At 44.1% G+C, this 24,437-nt stretch carries 18 protein-coding genes; 8 read left to right on the top strand and 10 right to left on the bottom strand.

What is annotated here, in order from left to right:
• The first annotated feature begins 19 nt into the window (after positions 1–19).
• Complete coding sequence (locus F7Y48_RS18500) at positions 20–2,845, top strand: Hsp70 family protein (protein WP_316685229.1); 2,826 nt, start codon at positions 20–22, stop codon at positions 2,843–2,845.
• A 98-nt stretch (positions 2,846–2,943) separates the two neighbouring features.
• On the opposite strand, the gene F7Y48_RS18495 is transcribed toward F7Y48_RS18500, so the two are convergent.
• Complete coding sequence (locus F7Y48_RS18495) at positions 2,944–3,138, bottom strand: hypothetical protein (RefSeq protein WP_005394200.1); 195 nt, start codon at positions 3,136–3,138, stop codon at positions 2,944–2,946.
• A gap of 86 nt (positions 3,139–3,224) precedes the next feature.
• Between F7Y48_RS18495 and F7Y48_RS18490 the strand changes: the two genes are divergently transcribed.
• From F7Y48_RS18490 to F7Y48_RS18465, 6 genes are all read left to right on the top strand, one after another.
• Positions 3,225–3,911: a DNA-3-methyladenine glycosylase I gene (locus tag F7Y48_RS18490; RefSeq protein ID WP_012841859.1), complete on the top strand. Its 687-nt coding sequence runs from the start codon at positions 3,225–3,227 to the stop codon at positions 3,909–3,911.
• A 575-nt stretch (positions 3,912–4,486) separates the two neighbouring features.
• Positions 4,487–5,824: a sodium/glutamate symporter gene (locus F7Y48_RS18485; protein ID WP_258507400.1), complete on the top strand. Its 1,338-nt coding sequence runs from the start codon at positions 4,487–4,489 to the stop codon at positions 5,822–5,824.
• 200 nt (positions 5,825–6,024) lie between these two features.
• Positions 6,025–6,537 (top strand): prepilin-type N-terminal cleavage/methylation domain-containing protein, encoded by a 513-nt coding sequence (locus F7Y48_RS18480; RefSeq protein WP_054867094.1) that lies wholly within the window; start codon positions 6,025–6,027, stop codon positions 6,535–6,537.
• A gap of 274 nt (positions 6,538–6,811) precedes the next feature.
• Positions 6,812–8,551: an ABC transporter transmembrane domain-containing protein gene (locus tag F7Y48_RS18475; protein WP_258507289.1), complete on the top strand. Its 1,740-nt coding sequence runs from the start codon at positions 6,812–6,814 to the stop codon at positions 8,549–8,551.
• 3 nt (positions 8,552–8,554) lie between these two features.
• Entirely contained in the window at positions 8,555–10,330 is a 1,776-nt protein-coding gene (locus F7Y48_RS18470) for an ABC transporter transmembrane domain-containing protein (protein WP_258507287.1), read from the top strand.
• A gap of 252 nt (positions 10,331–10,582) precedes the next feature.
• Positions 10,583–11,131 (top strand): hypothetical protein, encoded by a 549-nt coding sequence (locus F7Y48_RS18465; protein WP_054867095.1) that lies wholly within the window; start codon positions 10,583–10,585, stop codon positions 11,129–11,131.
• Between the two features lie 41 nt (positions 11,132–11,172).
• Here the strand turns inward: F7Y48_RS18465 and F7Y48_RS18460 are convergent, their stop codons facing one another.
• From F7Y48_RS18460 to F7Y48_RS18425, 8 genes are all read right to left on the bottom strand, one after another.
• Complete coding sequence (locus F7Y48_RS18460) at positions 11,173–13,395, bottom strand: TonB-dependent siderophore receptor (RefSeq protein ID WP_316685228.1); 2,223 nt, start codon at positions 13,393–13,395, stop codon at positions 11,173–11,175.
• A gap of 204 nt (positions 13,396–13,599) precedes the next feature.
• The gene (gene fhuB, locus F7Y48_RS18455) at positions 13,600–15,576 is read right to left on the bottom strand and encodes a Fe(3+)-hydroxamate ABC transporter permease FhuB (RefSeq protein ID WP_104974141.1); all 1,977 of its coding nucleotides are present in this window, start codon (positions 15,574–15,576) and stop codon (positions 13,600–13,602) included.
• On the bottom strand, positions 15,573–16,457 hold the full coding sequence (locus F7Y48_RS18450; protein WP_104974142.1) for an ABC transporter substrate-binding protein: 885 nt from the start codon (positions 16,455–16,457) through the stop codon (positions 15,573–15,575). The genes fhuB and F7Y48_RS18450 overlap by 4 nt, the downstream gene beginning before the upstream one ends.
• Positions 16,458–16,468: 11 nt before the next feature.
• Entirely contained in the window at positions 16,469–17,233 is a 765-nt protein-coding gene (locus tag F7Y48_RS18445; protein ID WP_005394180.1) for an ABC transporter ATP-binding protein, read from the bottom strand.
• Positions 17,234–17,558: 325 nt separating this feature from the next.
• On the bottom strand, positions 17,559–17,777 hold the full coding sequence (locus tag F7Y48_RS18440; protein ID WP_005377723.1) for a hypothetical protein: 219 nt from the start codon (positions 17,775–17,777) through the stop codon (positions 17,559–17,561).
• An 87-nt stretch (positions 17,778–17,864) separates the two neighbouring features.
• Positions 17,865–18,989, bottom strand: a complete 1,125-nt coding sequence (locus tag F7Y48_RS18435; RefSeq protein WP_104974143.1) for an HD-GYP domain-containing protein — start codon at positions 18,987–18,989, stop codon at positions 17,865–17,867.
• Positions 18,990–19,264: 275 nt separating this feature from the next.
• Positions 19,265–20,470, bottom strand: a complete 1,206-nt coding sequence (locus tag F7Y48_RS18430) for an aromatic amino acid transport family protein (protein WP_065646762.1) — start codon at positions 20,468–20,470, stop codon at positions 19,265–19,267.
• A gap of 161 nt (positions 20,471–20,631) precedes the next feature.
• On the bottom strand, positions 20,632–21,825 hold the full coding sequence (locus tag F7Y48_RS18425; protein ID WP_316685226.1) for an iron-containing alcohol dehydrogenase: 1,194 nt from the start codon (positions 21,823–21,825) through the stop codon (positions 20,632–20,634).
• A gap of 625 nt (positions 21,826–22,450) precedes the next feature.
• Here F7Y48_RS18425 and F7Y48_RS18420 point away from each other — a divergent pair.
• Positions 22,451–23,716, top strand: a complete 1,266-nt coding sequence (locus F7Y48_RS18420) for an HD domain-containing phosphohydrolase (RefSeq protein WP_085343870.1) — start codon at positions 22,451–22,453, stop codon at positions 23,714–23,716.
• 61 nt (positions 23,717–23,777) lie between these two features.
• Here the strand turns inward: F7Y48_RS18420 and F7Y48_RS18415 are convergent, their stop codons facing one another.
• Positions 23,778–24,380 (bottom strand): 2OG-Fe(II) oxygenase, encoded by a 603-nt coding sequence (locus F7Y48_RS18415; RefSeq protein ID WP_316685225.1) that lies wholly within the window; start codon positions 24,378–24,380, stop codon positions 23,778–23,780.
• Positions 24,381–24,437 lie beyond the last annotated feature (57 nt).

Here is a 24,437-nt window from a genome sequence, read left to right as displayed (position 1 = left end):
ACACGAAGGTTTGGTTTGTATGGCATCTCCTCGTTTCCTTGTTGGTATTGACCTCGGCACCACAAACACTGTGGTGGCCTACTGTGAAATCACCGACAACCTTGAACAATCCGAAGTATCCCTATTTGACATCGACCAACTGATTGGTCCGGGCGAAGTCGTTCGTAAACCACTTCTGCCCTCTTTCCGCTATCATCCAGCTGTAGGTCAAATCTCCTCTTCTGACCTCACTCTTCCTTGGGACAACGAACCTGTTGCTGGCGACATTAACAATGTCATCGTTGGTGAATGGGCTCGTGAATTAGGCGCGAAGGTGGAAGGACGTCAGGTATCCAGTGCAAAAAGCTGGCTATCGCACCAAGCAGTGGATCGTAGCTCAGACATTCTTCCTTGGGCTGGTGCGCAAGACGTGGATAAAGTTTCACCCGTCATTGCCAGCGCAAGCTACCTCAACCACATTCGTCAAGCATGGAACTACCGTCATCCTAGCAACAAGCTAGAAGACCAAGATGTGGTTGTGACCGTTCCAGCATCGTTCGATGAAACCGCTCGTAAGCTCACGCTTGAAGCCGCTGAGTTGGCAGGTTTAAAGAAAATCGTCCTGCTCGAAGAGCCACAAGCCGTATGTTACGACTGGTACGCACGCCATCAGAAAACCGCAGCTGATGAACTCAAAGAGTTACCGCTGATTCTGGTGTGCGATGTGGGCGGTGGTACCACCGACTTAAGCTTGATTGAAGCAAGTTTCTCTTCTCAAGATGAGCTAGCCCTTGATCGTATTGGCGTTGGTGAACACTTAATGCTAGGGGGCGATAACCTCGACTTAGCGTTAGCGCACCTTGCTGAAAGCCGCCTTTCTCAGAATAAAGGGGAACAAAGTAAGAAACTCACTGCAGCAAGCCTGACTAAGCTGATTCAGCAAACGCGTAAAGCGAAAGAGAACCTGCTTTCAGCGAGCGCACCTGACGAAGTGAAGATCACCATGTTAGGTAGCGGCTCTAAGCTACTTGGGGGCACAAAGAGCATTTCTCTAAGCAAACAAGAAGTGCACCAAATCGCATTAGATGGCTTCTTCCCGCTTTCTGATTTCAGTGACGTACCAGACAAACGCCGCAGCGCGGTTGTCGAGTTTGGCCTTCCATACGTTGCTGACCCAGCGGTGAGCAAGCACGTTGCCGAGTTCTTAACTCAGCACCAGCAAGTCGCTCGTGCCGCTCTTGGCATTGAAGACGATAAACAAAACGCGATTCCAGTTGGCGTGTTGTTGAACGGAGGCGTGTTTAACAGTGATCTGGTGACTGAACGTGTCACCGCCCTACTTTCTGACTGGCGCGGTGCACCAGTTACGGTATTAGATAACCCACATCCAGATTGGTCTGTTGCATTAGGTGCTGTAGCATTTGGTAAAGCACGTCGTGGCGCACAACTGAAAATTGGTGGTGGTGTAGCGCGTTCTTACTTCTTGCATCTTCAAGAAAAAAACAAAATGGGTAAAGCCCTCTGTTTACTTGCAAAAGGAACAGAAGAAGGCCATGAGATCCGTTTAAGCGGTCGTCGTTTCTCGCTCACTCTTGGAGAGCCAGTCCGCTTTAACCTGCTGACTTCTACCCACGATACCTTAACCAATAACACCGCCATTCAAAATGGCGTGATGGTTGATGTTGACCCAGACTTGTTTGCTCCGCTACCGCCTTATATCACCACCCTTGAAGGTGAAGGTGCCGAACTGCAAGCCAACCAGAAAGAGCGCGTAGAAGTACAACTGGCGTGTCAGTTGACCGAAGTCGGCACACTTAAGATGGAATGTGTCAGCGCAGAAGACGACAACAAACGTTGGGAGCTGGAATTCGAAGTCCGTAACAAGCAAACCGACGACAGTGAACAAGTTAAGCTTCACCCTAAACTGAACGAATGTAAGGAGCTGATCGCTCGCCTTTACAGCGGTAATAAGAAAAGCGCAGAAGGCAAAGAGATCAAAACCTTAGCCAAAGATCTTGAGAAGAAGCTCGGCAAACGTGACGAATGGGACTTCACCACACTCCGTCAACTTTTCGATACTTTTGCACAAGGTCGTAAGCGTCGTCGTCGCTCTGAACAACATGAGAAAAACTGGCTTCGTTTGGCTGGCTTTGCACTGCGTCCGGGCTTTGGCGATCCAACAGACTCTTGGCGTATTGAGCAAGTTTGGGGACTGTATCAACAAAATATTCAGTTCAAAAACCATCAAGGCTGGACAGACTGGTGGGTATTCTGGCGACGTATCGCGGGCGGTCTAAGCCAAGAACAACAAGAAACCATTTTGGCAGACATCGCAAAATATCTGCATCCCGGGGCGATGAAAAACCCACAATCCGCCAAAGCGGCACAAGACATGGGTTACGAATCCATGGTGCGTCTTTCAGCCTCTCTAGAGCATCTAGAAGTGGAAGATAAAGTTCTTTTGGCAACGTGGTTCTTGAGTAAAGCGATCAACCAAAACCAGTTTGAACAAGCGCACTGGTGGGCGATGGGACGTTTGGCTTCTCGCATACCACTTTATGGCAGCCAGCACAACGTCATTCCTCGTGAACAAGCAGAACAGTGGTTGCCTAAGTTGTTAGAGCAGAACTGGCAGAAAGAGCCAATGATCGCGTTCGCAGCCGTAATGATTTGTCGTAAGACGGGTGACCGCCTGTTTGATATTTCTGACGATTACCGAGAGCAAGTTCTAACGAAGCTGAAACAAAGTAAAGTGCCCGAATCTTGGGTATCACTAGTTAAAGAAGTGAAAGAGCTTTCAGAAAGCGAATCAAAACGCGTCTTCGGTGATGCTTTACCAAGCGGTTTAACGCTGGTTCATCATTAAATCCACTCTACACAAGAAGACGAGTTAGACGTACAAAGCCCTTCCGACGAAGGGCTTTGTTGTATCGCGTTCTTTTGGTTTTGATCATGTTCAACGCACTAATTCATTTCTGTCGTAATCACTACATCGCGCGTTTCGTTATCCATATCACTAATACCGACCACCGACACTTCTCTGTCCGATAGAGTTTCAATTAAGCTGTCTTCTAATCCGCCATCAGCCAGCCAAGTATAAAATTTATCCGCGATACGCTCCGAACCTTCCCCGACAAACGTTAATGTGACCTTCTTCATTTGTGACACTCCATCAATTTACGATTCAGCCACTTAAGCGTAGTATGTTTCGCAAATATCGACATAAACTAGGACTAACTTCTTTTATGAGTATCGAAAAATTTGACGCGATTTATCAACGTGCTGCTGAGCGAAAAGGCGGAGAAGATCAGCTTGAAGCGCTATTGTCTCACCCATTAAGTAAAGAGGAATTAGCAGCGATTCCCGATGACCGTTGGCTCGCCGCTTTTTCGATGAAGGTGTTCCAAAGTGGGATTTCGTGGAGCGTGGTTCGCAACAAGTGGCCGAACTTCGAAGAAGTGTTCTTCGGATTTAAGATTGAGCCGTTGTTGATGCTGTCAGACGAGCAATGGGAAACCAAAGCGACCGACAAACGCATCATTCGCCACCTCACTAAAGTCATGTCGATTCCGGCCAACGCTCGCATGATCCATGAAGCAAGAATCGAATATGGCTCGTTCAGTAACATGATTGCTGAATGGCCTCGGGAAAAGATCACGGATCTATGGGGCTACTTGAAGAAGCATGGTAGTCGTTTGGGTGGAAATACAGGCCCTTACACTTTACGCCAAATGGGCGTGGACACTTTTATTCTGTCTAACGATGTCGAAGCTTATTTACGCAACTGCAAGATCATTGAAGGCGGCAAAGACACGAAAAAGTCCTTGGACTCTGCTAATAAAGCCTTTATTCAGTGGCAGCAAGAAAGTGGAAGAAGCTTGACCGAAATCAGTCAAATTATCGCGTTTAGTACTGGTGACAACCGAATTTAAACAAGCACTTTGTAGCTCTGGGGGCGAAATTCCGGCCCCCCTATAACGCATGATATTTGCACGAATCACTCTACTTTAGCTCTTGCTGATATTACTACTTTCTCGATTCCTCCAAAAAATCCCTTCTTAAAGTGGCAAAATCCCCCTTCAAATCACAAAAAGTTATCATATCGACAAATTATTTTTCTTGTTCAATATTTTTATTTATCAAATATTTAATTACAAGTGCCCAGTTTTTAGGCACTAAATATTGATGACGCTCAATTGCATTGCGCTGACAAACTGACTAGGATACACGCCCTTCCTGAGTGAACTATCAGAAACTTGATCGAGGAATTTATTCAAATTTCTCAACACTTCGTGAGCACTCACAACAATTGCACTCACTTTATAGATTTAAGGATCAACAGATCCGTTAATACAAATTCGACAGCGCAATAGAGTGCTGACTAGAACAACCATGACGCGATGTCACATGAGTGACTATTTTCGTGGTTTTGTGCTGGAAGTTATTTATTACATCAAGGCTGGTTAAAAGGATGAGCCCCTTGAACGCATTTACTGGAGGACAAGAAATGCCAAAAGGTCTAATGCTGACTGACTTAGCCATCGCTGGCTTACTATTAATTGCAGCAAAAGTAATTCGTGTACATATGCCTTTACTACAACGCATGTACATTCCATCTGCTGTATTGGCTGGGTTATTTGGTCTTATTTTTGGCCCAGCTCTGCTTAACGTATTACCTTGGACAGATACCTTTACCGCAAACGCAAGCCTCTTAACTGCTGCACTTTTTTCTGCGTTGGGTTTAGCAACAGATGTCCCGTCACCAAAAGTGGTTGCTCAACGAGCAGGCTCATTGTGGGCGTTTAACCAAATTGCATCCGTGTCGCAATGGCTGTTTGCAGCAATGTTTGGTTTAGTACTTACCACCTTCTTTTGGCCTGAGATTAATCCTGGGTTTGGCGTAACCATGTCCGCTGGATTCATGGGCGGACATGGTTCAGCATCTGTAGTCGGTGAAATCTTCACGGGACTTGGTTGGGAAGATGGCTTCACGCTCGGTTTAACGTTCGCCACAGTTGGGATCTTTATTTCAATCTCTGTGGGCATGTTAATGCTTCAGTTTGCGTTGAAAATGGGCTGGATTCGTAGCTTTACGACATTCGACAGCATGGACGAACACGAACGCAAAGGCTTAGTGAAACCTGACGATCAAGAACCTGTGATGAAAGATACGATGTCATCATTGTCAGTCGATTCTTTCGCGATTCACGCGGCGCTGGTTGTAGTGGTAACGGCTTTCTCTTATGTAGCAGCCAACTACTTATCTTCTTTCCACGATAAGGTACAAATTCCGACTTTCGTTACTGGCTTTCTGGGCGGTATGTTAGTTCGAATCATCGCTAAGCAAACCAAGGCATCTCATTACCTATGTGACGGCGCATTCAAACACGCAGCGGGTATTAGTACGGATTACCTGATCATCTTTGGTATTTCAGCGATTAAGATCACGGTTCTAGCGCAGTATTTAATGCCAATGGTAGTGCTCGCAATTGGTGGTATCGCGTTCACGCTATGGCTTATCTTTTGGGTTGCACCTCGCATCATGGGAGATGACTGGTTTGAGAAAGGCATTTTCTCTTGGGGATGGTTAACAGGTACAGTCGCTATGGGTATCGCGTTATTACGCATTGTCGACCCCAAAATGCGCAGTAAAGTGTTAGACGACTATGCTATCGCTTATGTTCCAGGCTCAATTACGGACATTTTCATCATCTCGCTTATGCCAATCGCAATGTATAACGGCATGCACTGGCAAGCGTTAGGTGTTGGTCTAACCTATATCGCCGTTGTCTTATTTATTTGGCGATTTGTGTTTAAGCGCAGCGGTCAAGCCGTCGCAAACTAGTCTTAATTGCTCATTTCGGGAGGTATTTTATCCTCCCGAATTTAACTCTCTTCTCTTATTCGATAGCCGCCTCCCAACAGCATGCAAAAAAATAAGCAACTTGTTTTATATTTAAGATCTGCAAGCTTGGTCACCCCTTCCCATCCTTTTTTAATACTTGACCTACGCATTTTTATATCAAAATAGCCGCCAAACTATTCATGACTCATGGAGAAAAGGCAGTGCATCGCTCTCAAGGATTTACCCTCATTGAACTCATTGTGTGCATCATTATCCTTGGTGTCGTTAGTGTTATTGCCCTTCCTAAATTTCTTGGTCTGCAAAAAGATGCCCGAGTGGCAGTACTATATGGCGCGAGGGAAGCGCTCATGACTGCAAACAACTTTGTGTACACTAAAGCCGTTATTCAATCTCAAGAGACGATAGATGGCGGCAAACAATATAACATTGATCTAGATAATGACGGCAATAACGACCTAATTGGTTACTTTGGATTCATTAAGAATGTCATTCCCGCAAAAGAGCTGGCAGGTTTCGACCCTCAACTCACTATCAATACTTGGTACGGGGTAGACAGCCCGGACGAACCCTATTTCCTTATCGGCTTTGCAAACAAACCTGTTGGTCCAGACCATATGTGTTATGTCGAAGTTTACTACCCAGAAACTCCAGGAGGCCAAGTCAGCTACAAAATACAAACTGACGACTGCTAGTTCCCCCTAGTGAGTGAAAGTAACAGTTGCACTTTTGGTGCTTTCATCGCTTTTAGCAGAATACTGGCCCTAAAACCCATTATTAACAACTATTTCACATAATGTTGTTTCATTGTTAGCTTGCAGCGAGAAAACAAGTAATTAGCGACCGCACGCGCCCGTAATCGAAACAATCTATCGTTTTTCCGACCGCCAATAATTTGTGCTTGTAAACTCATCATTTCGCTCAATAATAGTTCTATAACAAATTCAATAATTTAAAGCGGGAGGCGTGATGAGAATATTCTGGCAGTTACGTTGGTATTTCCAACAAAAGTGGAAGCATTATGTCGGATCGATTTTGCTTTTCGCTGTGATATCAACTCTACAACTTGTTCCTCCTAAAGCGGTCGGTATCATCGTTGATGGGGTCGTAGATAACACGTTAGATACAAATACGCTGATTCTGTGGCTCTTGGGACTCACTGCACTGATCTTTGCCATTTATGGATGCCGTATCTTATGGCGAATTTGGCTTTTCGGCGCAAGCTGGGAACTCGGAACCATTCTACGTAATCGTCTCTATAGGCACTTATCGACACAACCACCCCGATTTTTCGAACGTTATAAGACCGGTGATCTGATGGCGCGTGGTACTAATGATGTACGTAACATCGTAATGACAGCCGGCGAAGGGGTTTTAACGGCAGCCGATTCCTTGATCACGGGTATTGCAGTTTTAATCATCATGGTAACGCAAGTTAGCTGGAAGCTCACCGTTATGGCACTTCTTCCAATGCCGTTTCTTGCAATCATCATCTTTTTTATTGTCCGTATACTGCATCAACGTTTCCGCATTGCTCAGGAAGCCTTTTCTACCATGTCAGACATGACGCAAGAGTCACTTAACGGCGTGCGAATGTTGCGAGCTTTTGGGTTAGAGAATCAAGAACAACAGCGCTTTGAAGATGTAGTCGATGATACCGGTCAGAAAAATATCGCCGTCGCTAGAGTCGACGCGAGATTTGATCCAGCTATCCAACTCACCATCGGCCTCTCTTTCCTTCTCAGTGTCGCTGCTGGTGCTTACCTTGTCGATAAGGGAGAGATCACGCTTGGTGATCTAACAGCCTTTACGATGTATTTAGGGTTAATGATATGGCCTATGCTGGCCTTCGCTTTCTTATTTAATATTTTAGAGCGAGGCTCCGCAGCATGGAATCGCCTACAAGAGATCTTTGATGAAACACCAGAGATTGTCAGTGGAAATAAACCATTAGAAGATAAACCACTGCCATTAAAAATTGATATCGATGCTTTCCACTGGTCCAGTGATTTACCACCAGCTTTAGCCGAAATAAAAATCGAACTTGAACCCGGTAAAATGTTGGGAGTAGCTGGCCCTGTCGGAAGCGGAAAATCAACCCTGCTAACGTTGCTTTTGCGTCAGCACGACCTAACAAACGGTTCAATTACATTCGGGGATGTTGAGATTAAAGATGCCCTACTTCCTCAATGGCGCAACCGCTTTGCCGTGGTGAATCAAAGCCCGTTTCTATTTTCAAAATCTATCTTTGACAATATTGCCTTAGGCAACCCTAACGCGGGAAAGGAAGAAGTCTATAGAGCAGCAAAGTTAGCCTGTATTCATGATGATATAGAGAAGTTTCCTGAAGGCTATCAAACTGAAGTTGGCGAGAAAGGCATTACACTCTCCGGCGGGCAAAAACAACGTATTGCGATAGCACGCGCTATGCTGTTGAATGCCCAAGTGTTGTTTTTGGACGATGCACTTTCCGCTGTTGATGGACGGACCGAACATCAAATCCTTAAGAATTTGGAAACGCACTACCGTGATCAAGCCCTAATCGTTATTGCGCACCGCCTCACCGCATTGGAAGCAGCAGACGAGATCATTGTATTGAATCACGGACACATTACTGAACGTGGGCAACATAGCGCTTTATTAGCGCATAAAGGCTGGTACGCCGAAATGTTCGAGTACCAAAAACTAGAACAGGCGATGGAGGAATAATGAATGAAGCAGACCAGTACGTTTAAACGGTTAATGTCTTACCCATTATCTCAACCAAAGCCAATGATTAAAGGACTCGCCTTGCTGTTTATTGCAGCGTTAGCCAGCGCCGGCGGCCCTTGGTTAATTCAATATTTCATTGATGAGCACATCGCTAAAGGTGACTATTCACAAAATATTCTGATTTCGCTAGCAGTAGGTTATATCGCTCTTCAGATCGTATCGGCAACATTCCAGTATTTTCAGTCATTGCAATTTAGCATTGTCGCGGCTAACACGATCAAAGCGATTCGTAAGCAAGTATTTTCTGGCGTGATTAAGCAGCCGTTATCTGCGTTTGATTACACTCCTGCTGGAAAATTGGTATCGCGAATCACCAACGATACGGAATCTCTACAGCAATTTTATGAGCTCTTGATCGCGACCGTGGTGAAAAACGTGGTCATGATTGTCGTAATGCTTGGCGTTATGTTTTTCATGAGCTGGAAACTCACACTTGTTGTGCTTGTATTGCTACCGATCGTCATCGGCTTTATGTACTTGTTTAAGCAGCTAAGTACAGAAAGCTACCGAAAGATGCGTGACCTATTGACTGATATAAATGCGAATCTGAGTGAATCCATTCAAGGGATGAGTGTCATTCAATTAATGCAACAAGAAGAGCGTTTTAATAAACAGTTCAACGAGCTAACCGCAGAGCATTTGGTGGCATCTAAACGAGTGATTCGGCTAAACGGCTATCTGCTAAGACCATTGATGGACTTGCTCGCTGGCCTCGCGTTACTTTGCTTGGTTGCGATCTTTGGCTTTAACGGTATTGAGTTGATTGGTGTGGGGGTACTGTATGCGTTTATCAGTTATCTTGCGCGCGTTACTGAGCCATTAATTGAAATGACTCAGCAGCTTGCTCTACTTCAGCAAGCGTTAGTATCAAGCGAACGTGTGTTTGAATTGATTGATGCGAAAGAACAAACTTATGGGGACGACCATCAGCCATTAAGGTCAGGTGCTATCGAACTTAAAGACCTCACATTTAGCTACGATGGTAAACAGGACGTCCTAAAAGACATTTCGTTGAAGGCCAACCACCAAGACTTTATCGCGCTTGTCGGGCATACAGGAAGCGGTAAAAGCACATTAGCGTCACTGTTAATGGGCTTTTATCCAACGCAATGTGGTGAACTGCTCATCGATAATCGTCCACTTAAAACACTAGGGAAAGACGTCCTTCGTAAAGATGTGGCAATGGTTCAGCAAGATCCGCACATTCTCCCTGCTTCAGTCAGAGAAAACATCTCTCTTAGTCGAGCGGTTGACGATACTCAAATATGGGATGCGTTAGACAAGGTAGGTTTGGCAGAGCAAATTCACCGTTATCCTAATGGGCTAGACACGCAGTTAGGTCAAGGTGAAACCAATCTATCTGCTGGACAAAAACAGCTCTTAGCGTTAGCACGTGTGCTTGTGGTAAAACCTAAAATATTGATATTAGATGAAGCAACGGCCAATATTGACTCAGGAACAGAAGCTTTAATACAAAAGAGCTTGGCAGTACTCAGACAAGACATGACACTAGTCGTTATCGCTCATCGACTTTCAACTATTTTGGATGCGGACCAAATAATTGTTCTTCATCATGGGGAGTTAGTAGAGAAAGGCACACACAAAGCACTGTTGAAACAAAATGGTCGTTATGCCCAAATGTATCAGTTACAGCAAGCAAACCGACATTTACAGCAGATTGAAGAAGAAACCAAGCAACTCGAAGAAGCGGTGTGATTTTTATACCCATGCCTTCATTTTATTTGGTAGGCATGGGCATAATCAGCCCAACTTCAAAAGTTAGCCTGATTAGCTTCCAATTTCTTCATAATGTGAACTAATTTTCTATTTCTTACCTATTATTGACATAACCCCTCGCTATATCACGCAAGGTCGTTGTAAAATCGTACGGTACTTCAGTCTGGCGCCCTTTGCACTAGACTGTTTTTCACTTTCTAATAATGCATATTAATCTCATGACACAAGTCCATGGACAAAGATAAGTTTACTAACATCTATCGCTTGCCTGGTTCGATTCAAATTCGTATCGGTAAATGGCAAAAAACGTTCCGCGGCACCTCTGATTTAGTTTTACATCAGGCGCTAATGGAGCGTAATAAGCAATTTAAGAAGCCAGACTTTTTACCTAAAGGCTGGTGCGTCACTCCTGTTGACGAAAAAGATATTACTGTCACGCACCACGGTAAATATATCCAAACCGTCATGCGCACAATGTTGGACAGAAAGGTCTCGTACAAGCGATTATTCCTATCTCGAATGAGTGCGGAAGAAGGTGAAAAAGTGCTCCACAATTACAAACTGGAGTGGGTAAGAAAACATAACCAGATCGCCAAAAAGTACAATCAAATTAAGAAGAAACAGTACATGAACTTTGCAAGAGAAGAAGAGGAAACCCTCTACCCTTCGATTCCAAAGGGTGAGTTTGACAAAACGTTATGGAACAAGCTCGTAGTATCATCGTTTGGTCCGCAGAAAAAGTACAAAAACCCACATTTTGTCCGCAAAGCCGATTTCTAAATAAACACCCCTACACTAGGGGTGTTTATTTATCCGTTAAATCACCAATCGTAAGTTAAACTGGCAATAATATTTTGTCGGTCGCCATACCAACAAAAACCATCACATGTCGCTATGTACTCTTTATCAGTGATATTTTTGGCTGCGACTTGTAGCTTGTAATCTCCAATGCGATAGCTGACCGTCGCATCCATTAAAAAGTAACTTGGTACTTTTAGTCTCTCTTCATTATCTCCGTATGACTCACCTGTATAGCGCGCACCTAAGCCAACAGCAAAGCCATCAAGAGGTCCATCAAAGAAACGATAATGTGCCCAAGCTGATGATACGGTATTCGCCACTTGGGAAGGTGTTTTGCCAACCCATACCTTATTGATGTCTTCTTTTATATCTGCATCAACGTACGCAATGTTCCCGATCAATGTTAAGGATGGTGTCACATTAGCTACAGCTTCAAACTCAACGCCGTTATTTTCTATTTTTCCTATTTGCGTTAATTCACTCAGGTAGATACGAGCCAAGTTTTCTTTTGTTGCCCGATACGTTGCAATATTGAAATAGCTATCAAATGAATCCGGTTGGAATTTCATACCGATTTCAAATTGATCACCGCTTTCAGGCTTCGCTGGCTTACCATTGCTGTCTTCTTGAATAATTGGATCAAAGTACTGAGAGTAACTAAAATATGGCGTGAAGCCAGAATCAGAAATATAAGCCGTTCCCACGCTAAACGTCCACTCTCCATTATCGACTTTCGTGCGAGCACCCGTGGTAACATTATGTACTTCATTACTTGTATCGTCGTAACGTGCCCCCAATAACATCGCCCATTTATCGTTGATCAGCATATGATCTTGAAAGTAGACGCCGAGTTGCTGATTATCGATTTTCGTTCTTTGCTTATCGGTTTCGCTCAATGGTTGTAGCGTATTCGGATCGAGTAACATTATGTTATCCGAATAAGTAGGATTAAATACATTAAACCTAGGATCGGGCAAAGCTCCCATTGGTGTGTTTAAGAGTGCATTACCATCAGCAACGATAGGATCATTAGCAAAGTCCTTACCATCGATACTGAACATTTGAAAATCTAAGCCCAACATCAAGTTATGCTCAACGCTTCCCCAATTTACTTGGTGCATCAAACGATTATCAATATTAAAAGCATCGGATGACCCATCTTCTGTTGAAGCGCCCCGAAGTATGGTCTTGCGTTCATTTGATGGATCTAAAATCGGCCCCAACCCAGGTACATCAGCCGAGTAAACGTACGAATACATTTGTCTCAACTTAACATCCATTTCACTGTAACGAGCAGCTTGAACAAATGAAGTGGTATCATTAAACGCATGATAAAACTCATAGCCTAAAGACACCTGCTCACGCTCAAACGTCTCCCAGTTGGGATTGCCTATCGCTAAACTATCACTGATCTTTCCATTTTTGTTTGGCGTTAACGTTCCTTCAACTGGCAAAAATTGCAGATAAGGATCTGAGTCGTCTTTTTGATAGCTCGTTAGAAAGGTAATTTCAGACGTCTCATTAAATTTGTACGTCATTGATGGAGAGAGAAGAATGCGCTCTGCTTCTACCCCACTAATTCTCGTCCCATTTTTTCTCGCTAACCCTTGAAAGCGGAAAGCTAACTGCTCACTCACCTCAGAGTTTACGTCAAGAGAAAGTTGTTTACGGTCTTCAGAACCGTACTCCAAAGATACAAGCCCTGAGCCTCCATCAAATTGAGGTCGCTTACTGACGACATTGATAACCCCACCAGGAGGGTTTTGCCCATAAAGAACAGACGCTGCACCACGTAACACTTCAACCCTTTCTAACGCAAACGGATCTATTTGCCAACTATAGAAACCAGAAGAATATAAACGGGTACCATCTTGATACAGCCCGCTGTTCGCCTGTTTAAAACCACGAATAATAAACCAATCTTGCTTGTTATCTTCGCCGAAATAATTAGTTTGAATACTTGGTGTGTACTGTAGCGCGTCAGAAATGCTAATAGAGGCACGATCATCCATTTGTTCTCGCGTAACAACAGATACCGCTCTTGGGGTTTCATTGATGGCAATATCAGTTTTCGTCGCTGCCCGACTCTTCACTCCAAGATAACTAAAATCAGGGCCAACTGCACTGTCTTGCTTCTGTCCAATCACAACTATATTTTCATTTTCCTGAGCTAAGACATTTGGCGTTGATAACGCTAATACAACCGCCATTGACGTTGGTGTCAGCATAAACTGCCGAGTCATATTATTCTCCTTTTTTGTCGGCAGCCAAACTAACCCTTCATAACTTCAGCGATCGCTGAAAGAAAAGCGAGTTACAGTATCGCCAATTGTTTCCATAAAAGACAAACCAGAGGTTTTGCATAAAGCACTCGCATAGGTTACGAATGCCACTGCGAGTGCTTGTTTGTTGTATAAGTACTTTCTTCGTTGAGGCTTAGCTGGTATCTATAAACGGCGTAATCCCCACATCAGATACAAACCGCCAATGAGAGATGCCATCAGCCCTGTTGGTATTTCTTGTGGGTAAAGAACTTGTCGTCCCAACCAATCGGCCAACAACATCACGCCGGAACCCAATATCGCGGCGCATAACATGTGTTGTGACGCTTTGTTAAAGCCAAATAAGCGAGCTAAATGCGGAGCCAGTAACCCAACAAAGCTAATAGGACCAACAACCAATGTCGCACTGACCGTGAGACAAGCAACTAAAAGCAGCAGTATCGCGCGCGAACGATCAACGCGAATCCCAAGTGCTTTAGAGGAAGCGGCGCCAACAGGAAGAATATCTAGCCATCTTACGCAGAGAAAACTCAACCCTATAAAGACAAGCGCAGATAAAGACAATGGGAGTAACGTTTCAACCGAAACATAGTAGGTAGACCCAGACAACCAAGCCAATGCTTGATAACTTCTTGGGTCACCAGTGGCTAGAATAAAGCTCTGTATTGCATTCATCAGTGCGGTAATAGCAATACCAGTCAACAAAATGCGCTCCGGCTGAAAACCTGATTTACGGTTTAGCAGCACAATGACCAATACCGTCGCTAATGCGCCTACGAGCCCGCCTAAAGAAAGAGTGAAAATTGACGAACCAAACCCAGTAAACATCGCGATGATAAATCCCATCGCTGTCCCTGAACTGATACCGATCACTTCAGGACTGGCCATTGGGTTTCCACTTAGGCGTTGAATCATGGTGCCAGCAATCGCTAACATTGCCCCCGCAATTGCTGCTGCAAATAATCTAGGTGCGCGCCATTCCAAAAAAATCCAATTTTGGCTAGCAAACAAGTTTGTCCACCCTTCATTTTGCACAGCAACCGTGGCAAAAAGAACAACGGAAATTAATGTGCCGATCAACGCCAATGAGATCGCTTTAGGGTTTAGCTTGTAAACATGTTGACGGTGTCGAGTTAACACCGTTTGAGTATGACCCTGCGTCTTTTGTGATAAGCGAGGTAGCAGCCATAACAGTAGCGGAGCGCCCAGTGCAGCGGTTGCTGCTCCCGTTGGTATAAAACTCGCCATTAGCCCTGGCAGTTGCTGAATAACCAAATCGGTTAAAGTCAATAACATGGCACCAATCAGCATTGATACCCAAAGCTTATGCTGGATTTTATTGATACCTATCAATCGAGTAATCGCTGGCGCTGCTAACCCGATGAAACCGATGATTCCTACTGCAGAAACGACCCAAGAAGTGATTAGTACCGCAAGCCCAAGACAGACAAAGCGCAGTTTGGCTAGCGAGACACCTAAACTCTTGGCACCTTGCTCGGAGAGTTCTAACAGACTTAACGGCTTTGCAAACACAAATGCGATAACCGTAGCAAGTGCGATTCGAGGTGCAAGATACGAGAAATCACCCCATCCGCTCTGAACAAGCGAGCCCGCTCCCCATATCATTAATCCATTCAGCTTTTCGGTATTCATCATCAGAATAACCGTACTTAATGATGCAAAGTACAGGTTTATCACTAACCCAGAAACGACGACGACCGTTGGAGATAACGCTCGTCGCCATGACAACAGCATCACCAACCCCATCGATGTCACACCGCCGATGAGAGCAACCAAATTAGGTGCTATATCCAACATCCAAGGGGCAAATAGCGTAGCTAACATCAAAGCAAAACTTGAACCGCTCGCCACACCTAATGTTGTTGGCGAAGCAAGAGGATTGCGCAGAACTTGTTGCATTAATACCCCAGCAACCGCTAATCCGGCACCAGAAATAATCGTGGTGAAGACTCGAGGCCACCAGCTAAAGTGAAGTAAGACGGAATCGATAGATTGAAAGTTAGGTTTCCATAAACTGCTAAGAGCCAGTGAGAATGAACTTGCTTGATACAATTGGAAAGCACCAATAGAAAAGGTAAATGCCGAAAGTAACACCACAAGGCTTAAAGGCATGGTTTTCATTGTTCTAACTCCTCGACCTTACTCGCCGTAACTAACTCCGCGAACCGAAGCGCTGAAGGCATAGAACCAAAACTCCAAACAGGCGCGACTTGCATGACCTTCTCACCAGACTGTTGAACAACGTATTGCCAAAACGGATCTTGAGAGAGCCGCTTTTCGCCACCGTGAGGCAATGGCTCAACGATAACAATTTGGGCCCTTATACCTGCTAACTTATCGATGCCGACTAAGCTGAAGCCCCAGCTATTTGTCTCTTCGTTCCACGCATTACTCAGCCCAATCTTTTCGATAGCCTGAGAGTAAAGGCTATTCTGACCAAAAACACGAACGTGCTTCGTATCCATAAACTGAATCATTAAAAGCGGCGGCTGGCCTTTGTTTATGCGCTGTTTTAGTAAATAGAAACGTTCTTCATATTGTTGGATAAGTGCCTCAGCCTCCGCTTCTCTTCCTAGCTCTTCACCAAACCTCCGAGTGAAACGAGTAAGTACCGACCAATCTGTAATCCCGCTTTCATATAAGTCAATCGTGGTAACGGGGGCAATATCGACTAAGCGATGCTTCATTGAAGAGAAGTACGGGGCAATAAAAATACGGTCAGGTCTGAGCTCGTAAATACGCTCTATATTGGGTTGAGTTCTTAACCCTACATCCTTAGTTTGAGGTGGTAACGGTGGCGATTTTACCCAAGCATCGTAATCTTGCCCTTGAGCGACGCCTACGGGCACAACCCCTAACGCCAACATCGTTTCAGTTTGTGTCCAATCAACCGACATCACCCGAGGTGACGCCTCAGCTACTGCTTGAAAGGAACTGACCAAAAGCGCACTAAGTGAGAGAGCGAAAGAGAAATGTTTAAGTCGAGTGTTTGTACTGCTCATTATTCCAACCTCTAGCTTGGCATCGCCACCGGATAACCCGCAGGGTGGTCAGAGATCTTCATCTCTATCCCGTATATGTCCCTTAGCTTAGGTTCAGTAAACACCTGTTCAACATTGCCTTGTGCAATCAAATCACCTTGATGCAATGCAACGATATGATCGCAAAAGCGCGCCGCTAAGTTGATATCGTGCAGTACGATAATAACGCCCAAGCCCAACTCTTTACTGAGTTTAGAGATGAGCTTCAACATATCGACTTGATGGCTAATATCTAACGCAGACAAAGGCTCATCAAGAAGCAAATACTCGGTTTTTTGCGCTAATAGCATGGCTAGCCACACTCGTTGGCGCTCCCCTCCAGATAGCGTATCAACTAAGCGATCTGCGTATTTTAGTGTTCCTGTCATCGCCATTGATTCTTCAACAATGTCATGATCTTTCTTGCTCAAACGACCAAGTAAACCATGCCATGGGTAACGACCAAAACCGACTAAATCTCGACCTAAAATACTGTCGGTCACCGGAAGATGCTGAGGCAAGTAGGCAATGTGTTGGGCGAATTTTTTCGCTGAGAGATCGTTAATGCTCGTTCCATGTAGAACCACGTCACCAGCGGTGTATGGCTGTTGCTGTGCCAGCAACTTTAACAATGTAGATTTTCCTGAACCATTGTGCCCAACAAGAGCGTATGTTTTTCCGGGTTCAAATGTCACATCAAACGCTTTTAGCAATGACTTGCCTTCAATCTCAAACTGGAGTGCTTTAGCTTCCAACATCCCTACTTCACCTAATAGCCATTCACAAATGAAAGCTAATCAACCGCTTTCATTCGTTCATCACGTTTGCCGTTCTTATTCAACAGAACGATTAATAAGGGAGGTTTTATATAACAACAAAGATACAAATGCAAACCGTTGTCATTATCATTACATCAACAAGATCATTGAGAGAATTACTAAGCGTTAATGATTATTCGTTGCGGAAGACTTCATTAGCGGATTGTCGGCAGGTCAACGAGAGCAGCGATCTACCACTGCCCTCGCATAAATTTGAATGAATACTGCGGCGCATGAAGAAATGAGAAATGCCGCAGTGAATAAATTAATGACGAGCGTCAGCGCCAAACTCTACTTCTTTATAGATATCGGCCAGCGACTTTTTACCTTGTTTGTCTTTGGCTGAACGCTTTTTCTTCGTTTGATAATGGTATTCTTGCTCCTGAAGTGCTTGTTCGTGCTCTTTTGCTGACTCAACAAACTCAGGATTTGCAAGTGCTTGTTGGCGTAAGCGGTTTACTCTTTCAAGGGTTTCCCACAACATACTTCACCTCCAAACTTATCACTGTATATAAAAACAGTATTGTTTAAATATTCCTCCTCGTCAACATTTCAACTTTGTTACTGCTCTTCACATTAACCCCAAGCCTGTATAGTGCTCCGGATATTTGTGGATGATTTTCTTTATATAACCTTGATGCTCTCGCAGAGCATTAACACATTCTCGAGATAACCATCCCTGATATACCCATTTTTCAAGTTCTAACAATGCGTATGGGATGGACCACGCTTGTCTGTACGGATGGTGCGTCGTCATAAAATCAAAGGCATTCGCGACAGCCGTAATTTGCGCGGCGATTGGTATATCGTCACTGGTTAAACCATACGGATAACCAGTACCATTTAAGTTTTCGTATTGATACGTAACCATCTGCAAAAACAAAGTCACACTCGGGTGAACCGGATTTCCGATACGAGCCACTATGTCATCGGCCGAGTCGATGCAACGCTCAATATGTTGCATCAATATCGCCTCTTGTTCTTGAGTATAATTTGTTCGGCGACTAGCAATTTCAACTGGCAACTGAATATCACTGAGCGCATGGAATTGAGCAAAAATACCAATATCTTCGACCATTTCATCATTCAGGTGATAACGATCCGCTAACTGCGTTGCGATGACTTGGCTGTAGTACTTCATTCGTTTGGTATGCGCGTAAAACTCAGGGGAGTAGCCTGGCATCATACATTGCATTCGGTTCGCCAACGTTTCTATCGCGCTAACGACGTGGTCTTCTGATTCAACCGCAAATTGAATCATTTCGAAATAAGGTTTGAGACTATTCAACGCTTCTAAGCTAAACGCATTGGGCTGAGTAGAATTTAAAAACAAAAAGCCAGTAAATGCTTTATTGTCGTAACAAGGAATCGCAACCGATGACTGGTATCCGTGTTTGAGTAAGGTTTGAACCCGAGGACAGTGATTAATATCGTGAAGGTCTTCGACGATACGAGGAATCGCGTTTTTGGAGGCAATATTGAGGTGGTGGAGCTTACGGAATGCTGACTCATGGTGGGCTAAACACCAAGTGTCGAACTCACTTTCTGCAAATGATTTGAGCACATCTTGGTCTGGGTGATATTTAGCAAATGACACCCTATCAATACACGGCAAGTGCGCCTGCATCCTGCCCTTTAGCGTTTGCAGTTGCTCATTAAGCGGTTTTGCAAACGGGTAAAAACTCCGGTGCGCCATACTTCACCTCCACACCCAAGCAGAGAAACAAGAGAAGCTCATTGTGTTGTAAATTCAATGGTATTTTTGAGCGGTTTTCTCCACTTAAATTATCGATATACCACAACTTAAGTGTACGAAATAAAAGCACATTTCTACCAATTCTTTCACCGAATATCTTACGGTAATTTGATCCAGATTAAAAAAGCCAACGAGCGAAACTCGTTGGCTTAACAATACTGATTGATTACGATGGATTCAGTAACTAGAGGTTATTCAGAGAACGTTCTAAACAACTAGCCCAGAGCAGGAAGCACACCCAGCGTAATTAACAGCTGAGCTAATACGATACCTGTGCCAGCGATACCCGTTATCACTAATGCGCCTTGGCCACCAGCAACTCGGTACTCCCCCGTAAAATCATCCGATTTACGAACCTTGATCACCATAACCAGAGGCAAAAAGATGGCTAAAATCGCTAATGCAATCGCTGCATAACCCAAAGCCATAATAAAGCCTTGAGGGTAAAAAAGTGCGAAGCCCAGCGGTGGGGTAAACGTCACGAGTGCCGCAACCAAGCGATTAGGCTTATCGTTGCTCCCTTTGATGGTATCACCCAAAAATTCGAATAGACCCAAACTCACACCAAGAAATGACGTTAACAGTGCCAAATCAGCAAATACACCGACAATGTTGCCTAAGTTTGATTGGTGCACCGTCTGCGATAGTTGACCAATAAGGGCGCTCAACCCGCCGTTTTCAATAAGCGTACTTTGGCTAACCACACCCAATGTCACGATCTGCCAAAAGATGTAAATCACGAGCGGGATCGTCGAGCCAATAATAACGGCTTTGCGCAAAGAAGAAGTATCGCCATCTAAGTAATTCACAATTGCCGGAATACTTCCGTGGAAACCAAATGAAGTAAAGATAACAGGAATCGCCGCTACAATAAGACCTTGCTCAATCGGCATACTCAATAAGTAAGATTCCGTAACGTTTGGAGCAAGAAAAGAAAGCACAGCAACCATCGCAACAAGTTTCATCGCGAACAACACTCGGTTAACTTTATCGACCGTACCTGTACCAACTGTCACAACTAAAGTCACAATCAAGGTAAAGATTATCGTTGATGTAGGCCCTGAAATATCAAGGTCAAACCATTGTGCAAGGCGGTCTCCGAACTGAGCACCACCGCCAGCGATGTACGCTGCACACAATGAGTAGAACAGAAACAACATCGCAAAACTTGCCACCCACTTGCCTTTTTGGCCCAGGATCTGTTTCGCTAAAGTATGAAGAGTTGCACTACTTTCTGCATGCTGATGAAGCTCTAGCATGAGTAAGGCAGTGAAAGCCATCAGAGCCCATAAACTGAGCATGATGATGATTGAAGTTGAAAAACCAATGCCGGCAGAGGCAAGTGGAAGGGCTAGCATGCCAGCACCTATTGTAGTGCCCGCAATAATTAGCGTACTACCGAATACTTTAGAACGACTCATTGTATATTTATCTTTACACTTTGTTAGGAATTATCGGTATTAGATCGGGCAACGGCGTACCGAAACCAACACCATATTTGTAATGCTGTCGATATTGTAGGATCTTCAGCAGAAGATCAAGCAAAGTGTAAGGATAAAAAACCACAAGTGTAAATTAAAACTTACACAATACTAATATCCAACAATAGCTGAGTACATTCTTCCCTGCTCATGAACTTAGGGACAGGGTAATTCCAGTGCGCCTCTTTCAGAATTAAATCTACAAGCGCATCAGCATCTTCGCGCTTAATGAGTGCACTTTTCTGCTTAATATCAATGCTTGCAAACAAAGACTCCACGTGCGTCAAAAAGTGTTGAGCACTCGCCTCACCTGACTGCCCTTCGGCCGTCAACGCATCGAGTTTTCTTAGTTGAGGCTCTATCTCTGATAATGAAAAGCGCAGCACAGGTAATAAGGCTAGTCCGTTTGCCATGCCATGAGGTATTCCATATTTCGCACCGAATGTGTGAGCAAACGCATGAACATAACCCAAACTCGCTTTCGTAAATGCTAAACCTGCGTAATAGGATGCCATGGCCATTTTATGTCGAGCTTCAACATCATCCCCTTGTGCTACGACCCGAGGAAGATGCTTAAAAATTAACTTAATGGCGGCAACAGAATAAGCCCTAGTTTCTTGAGTAGCATTTCTCGACACATACGCCTCAATAGCGTGAGTTAATGCATCAACGCCAGTATCAGCCGTGATCTTAGGAGGTAAACCAATCATTAAGTTCGCATCTAAAGCTGCCATTAGTGGCACCAACTTTGGATCCATCAAAGGGGTTTTAATGTGTGAGGAGGGATCTGATACGACCGCGGCGATAGTGACCTCACTTCCTGTTCCTGCGGTCGTTGGAATAGCAAACAGAGGCGCTGGCATTCGCCATACTTTCAATAGTCCAGCTAACTTTTTTATTGGCCGTTTATTGGTAACTTTCGCAGCAATGACCTTTGCGCAGTCCATTGCCGAGCCACCACCCAAAGCTAATATGCCCTCACAATGAAAACGATGGTAAGCCTCTAGACCGCTTTCTACCTGATCATAGGTAGGATCGGGCTGCACTTTCGAGAAAACATCTAACTGTAAATCGAGTTGTGCTGCCGCCTTGAGTACCTTATCGACAATACCGACTTGGACTAACCCTTCGTCGGTAACTAATAAGACGCGTTTAAATCCCAGTTCGGTCATCGATTCTAATAGCTCATTCATCGAACCAGGGCCGGAAAACAAGGTTGGTCTCGGCATAGGAAGGATAAGAGCTGCTATTTTTAGCCCTGCGGTGTAAGTCCGATATAAGCGATGCTTCAACATACGAAATCCTTTTCATTTAGAGCTATCATTCTAGCTACTTTTATCACCTATGCTTACTTTGCAATCACACATTTTTTAATTAAGTCATTCCATCAACACATAAATGCTGCTGAGGGAGCAATACCGTTATCTTGATCTCCCCACACCACATGAGCTGTAGAGAAAATTATTTTTTATGATTTTACATTAGCGTTACCTTAATAACTCACCCCTCTTCGGCTTTGCCGATCATAAAGTGGTTATTGAAGGTGCCTTATCATTCATACAAACTCAAAAATATGGATTCTACTTAATCACATAACGGTACGGTATATCAGTAATCTAATCCGAACATCACTTATAAAAATACAAATAAGAATGCGTTACATCATGATTTATTGTCGTTTTCAAATAAGTCAATAAAAGCAACAATAATCTTTCAAAACTAATACTTAGTTCAAATAACTGACTCTTAATCATGAGCTTCAGGTGATATTGTTATGCAACTAGGATTATTATCCGCCCCATAATTAAAACTACGTCTAAACGCCCACCTTTTTGGGGTCTATTCGCTGTCGTACCCAATTTTCCTATCACCTTCTGATTTGGGTTTCGCGTGGGCTAATTAGCAATGTCGGTATAAACCATGAATCATTCTTGCCATTCCCATACGGACACGGGCTTTGAAGTCGATCTAAAACAAGCACTTATCTGGGTTGCTCGAGCACTCGATTATGTCGGTGTTGACGATACTCACCACAGCCATCGTGTCGCTTATATCGCTTACCAATGTGCTCGCGTCATGGGTTGGGAGCCAGAAAAAGCGGAGTTTTGTTACTTCGCAGGTATGATCCACGACTGTGGAGTCTCCGAAACACAAGAACATAAAATGTTACTTGAAGAGCTCGTGCCACAAGATGTAAAAACACACTGCTTAAGAGGGTACCGAAGCCTCAAGCAGTGTCGTTTGTTGCGCCAATTTGCGACACCAGTTCTTTACCACCATACACATTGGAGCGAACTAAAAGAGCTCGATTTACCGCCTTTTGAAAAAGAGGTGGCCGCCCTGCTCTACTTATCAGACCGCCTTGATTTTATGCGCTCAAAATACGTCATGAACTGCCACTGTGACATTGTCACGCTTCATGAGGAATTGATTGCTGAGTGCATCATGGCAAACGTTGGAACCTTGTTTAATCCAAGCATGGCCGAAGCAATGGTTAAACTCGTCATGACCGACGCGTTTTGGTTCGCGATGGAGTCGGAAAATATTGAAACCATAGGCCTAAATTTTAAAAGCATTGATTGGCTTCAAAAACAATTAACCATCCAAGATATGAACAGTTTGGGAATGTTTATCGCTCAAATTGTCGATGCAAAGAGCCCGTTCACTTATCAACATTCACAAAAAGTAGCGGAATTATCTCGTTATCTAGCAATTAAGCTTGGGCTAAACGAGCACGACCAAGAAATGTTATATATTGCAGGGCTGGTGCATGATATTGGAAAGTTAAAAACACCAGATGAAATCCTTCACAAAGAAGGCTCTCTGAACAAACAAGAGTACACACGCATTAAACGCCATACCATTGATACTCAGCTCGCATTGCACAAGGTCTTTCCTAACGCGAAAATAGCGGAGTGGGCTTCCAATCATCATGAACGTTTAGACGGGTCGGGCTATCCCTATCACAAAACAGGCGACGAGCTCGATGTACCATCGCGTATTATTGCTGTCGCGGATGTCTTCCAAGCCCTGTCTCAAGATCGCCCTTATCGAGGACGAATGACTCAAACACAGATCGCCGACATTATGGGTGAGCAAATAGCCAAAGAGGAGCTTTGCTCTGACGTTTATGCGGTATTAGAACGAAACATGACAGAATGTTACGAACTCTCAACCGACGTTTAATCAAAACAGGGGCGAACACACGCCCCCTTTTTTAGGATGATAAAACTAGGCAGATAAATAGCTACCTAGCAATATCAAGTAAATTATCTCGCACACCATTGATTCTGAACCAACCAGCGATACTAAAACGCTCGGCATTAGTTGGTAACACCTCATGTGGGAACTGCTCTGATAAGAATACGAACAAACGCCCTGAGCGTGGGGGAATGGTTGCAATTTTATTGTCATTCAAATCGTATACTACTAATTCACCCGCGTCTTCTTCCGTCCAGGATTCGTTCATATAAAAAACGGTCGTCAATCGACGGTTTTCGTTACCTTTGAAGCAATCTAAATGTTTTTGGTAGAAGTCCCCTTTCTCGTACTTGGCAAAATGAGCTTCGTACTCAAAAAGTCCAAGAAACAAGTGACGGTTCACTTCTTGGCGGATCTCTTCCATTTTATCCAAGTAAGAAGCAACAGCATGCCCCATATTTGGCGATAACCATTGAATCTTGTCACTTCGAATAGATTCAATACGAGTCACATCATCGTTACGACCAATACGTGCTTTTTTCCAATTGCTTGGAATGCAATCTCGCAGTTGAGCCACCTCTTGTTCAGAAAGAAAATCATCCCAGATGCAGTAGCCATTGGTTGCTAACGCATCGATCATTTTATTCATTATTTTCGTTCACTCGTGTTAGTTGGGCGCTCTATATAAAAAATCTGCGACACAACA

Origin of the sequence: Vibrio sp. 2-1-2a (assembly GCF_032648565.1) — a bacterium.
Lineage (GTDB): Bacteria > Pseudomonadota > Gammaproteobacteria > Enterobacterales > Vibrionaceae > Vibrio > Vibrio diabolicus.
Note: the sequence above shows the minus strand (reverse complement) of the source record. Positions and strands in the feature narration are given on the sequence as shown.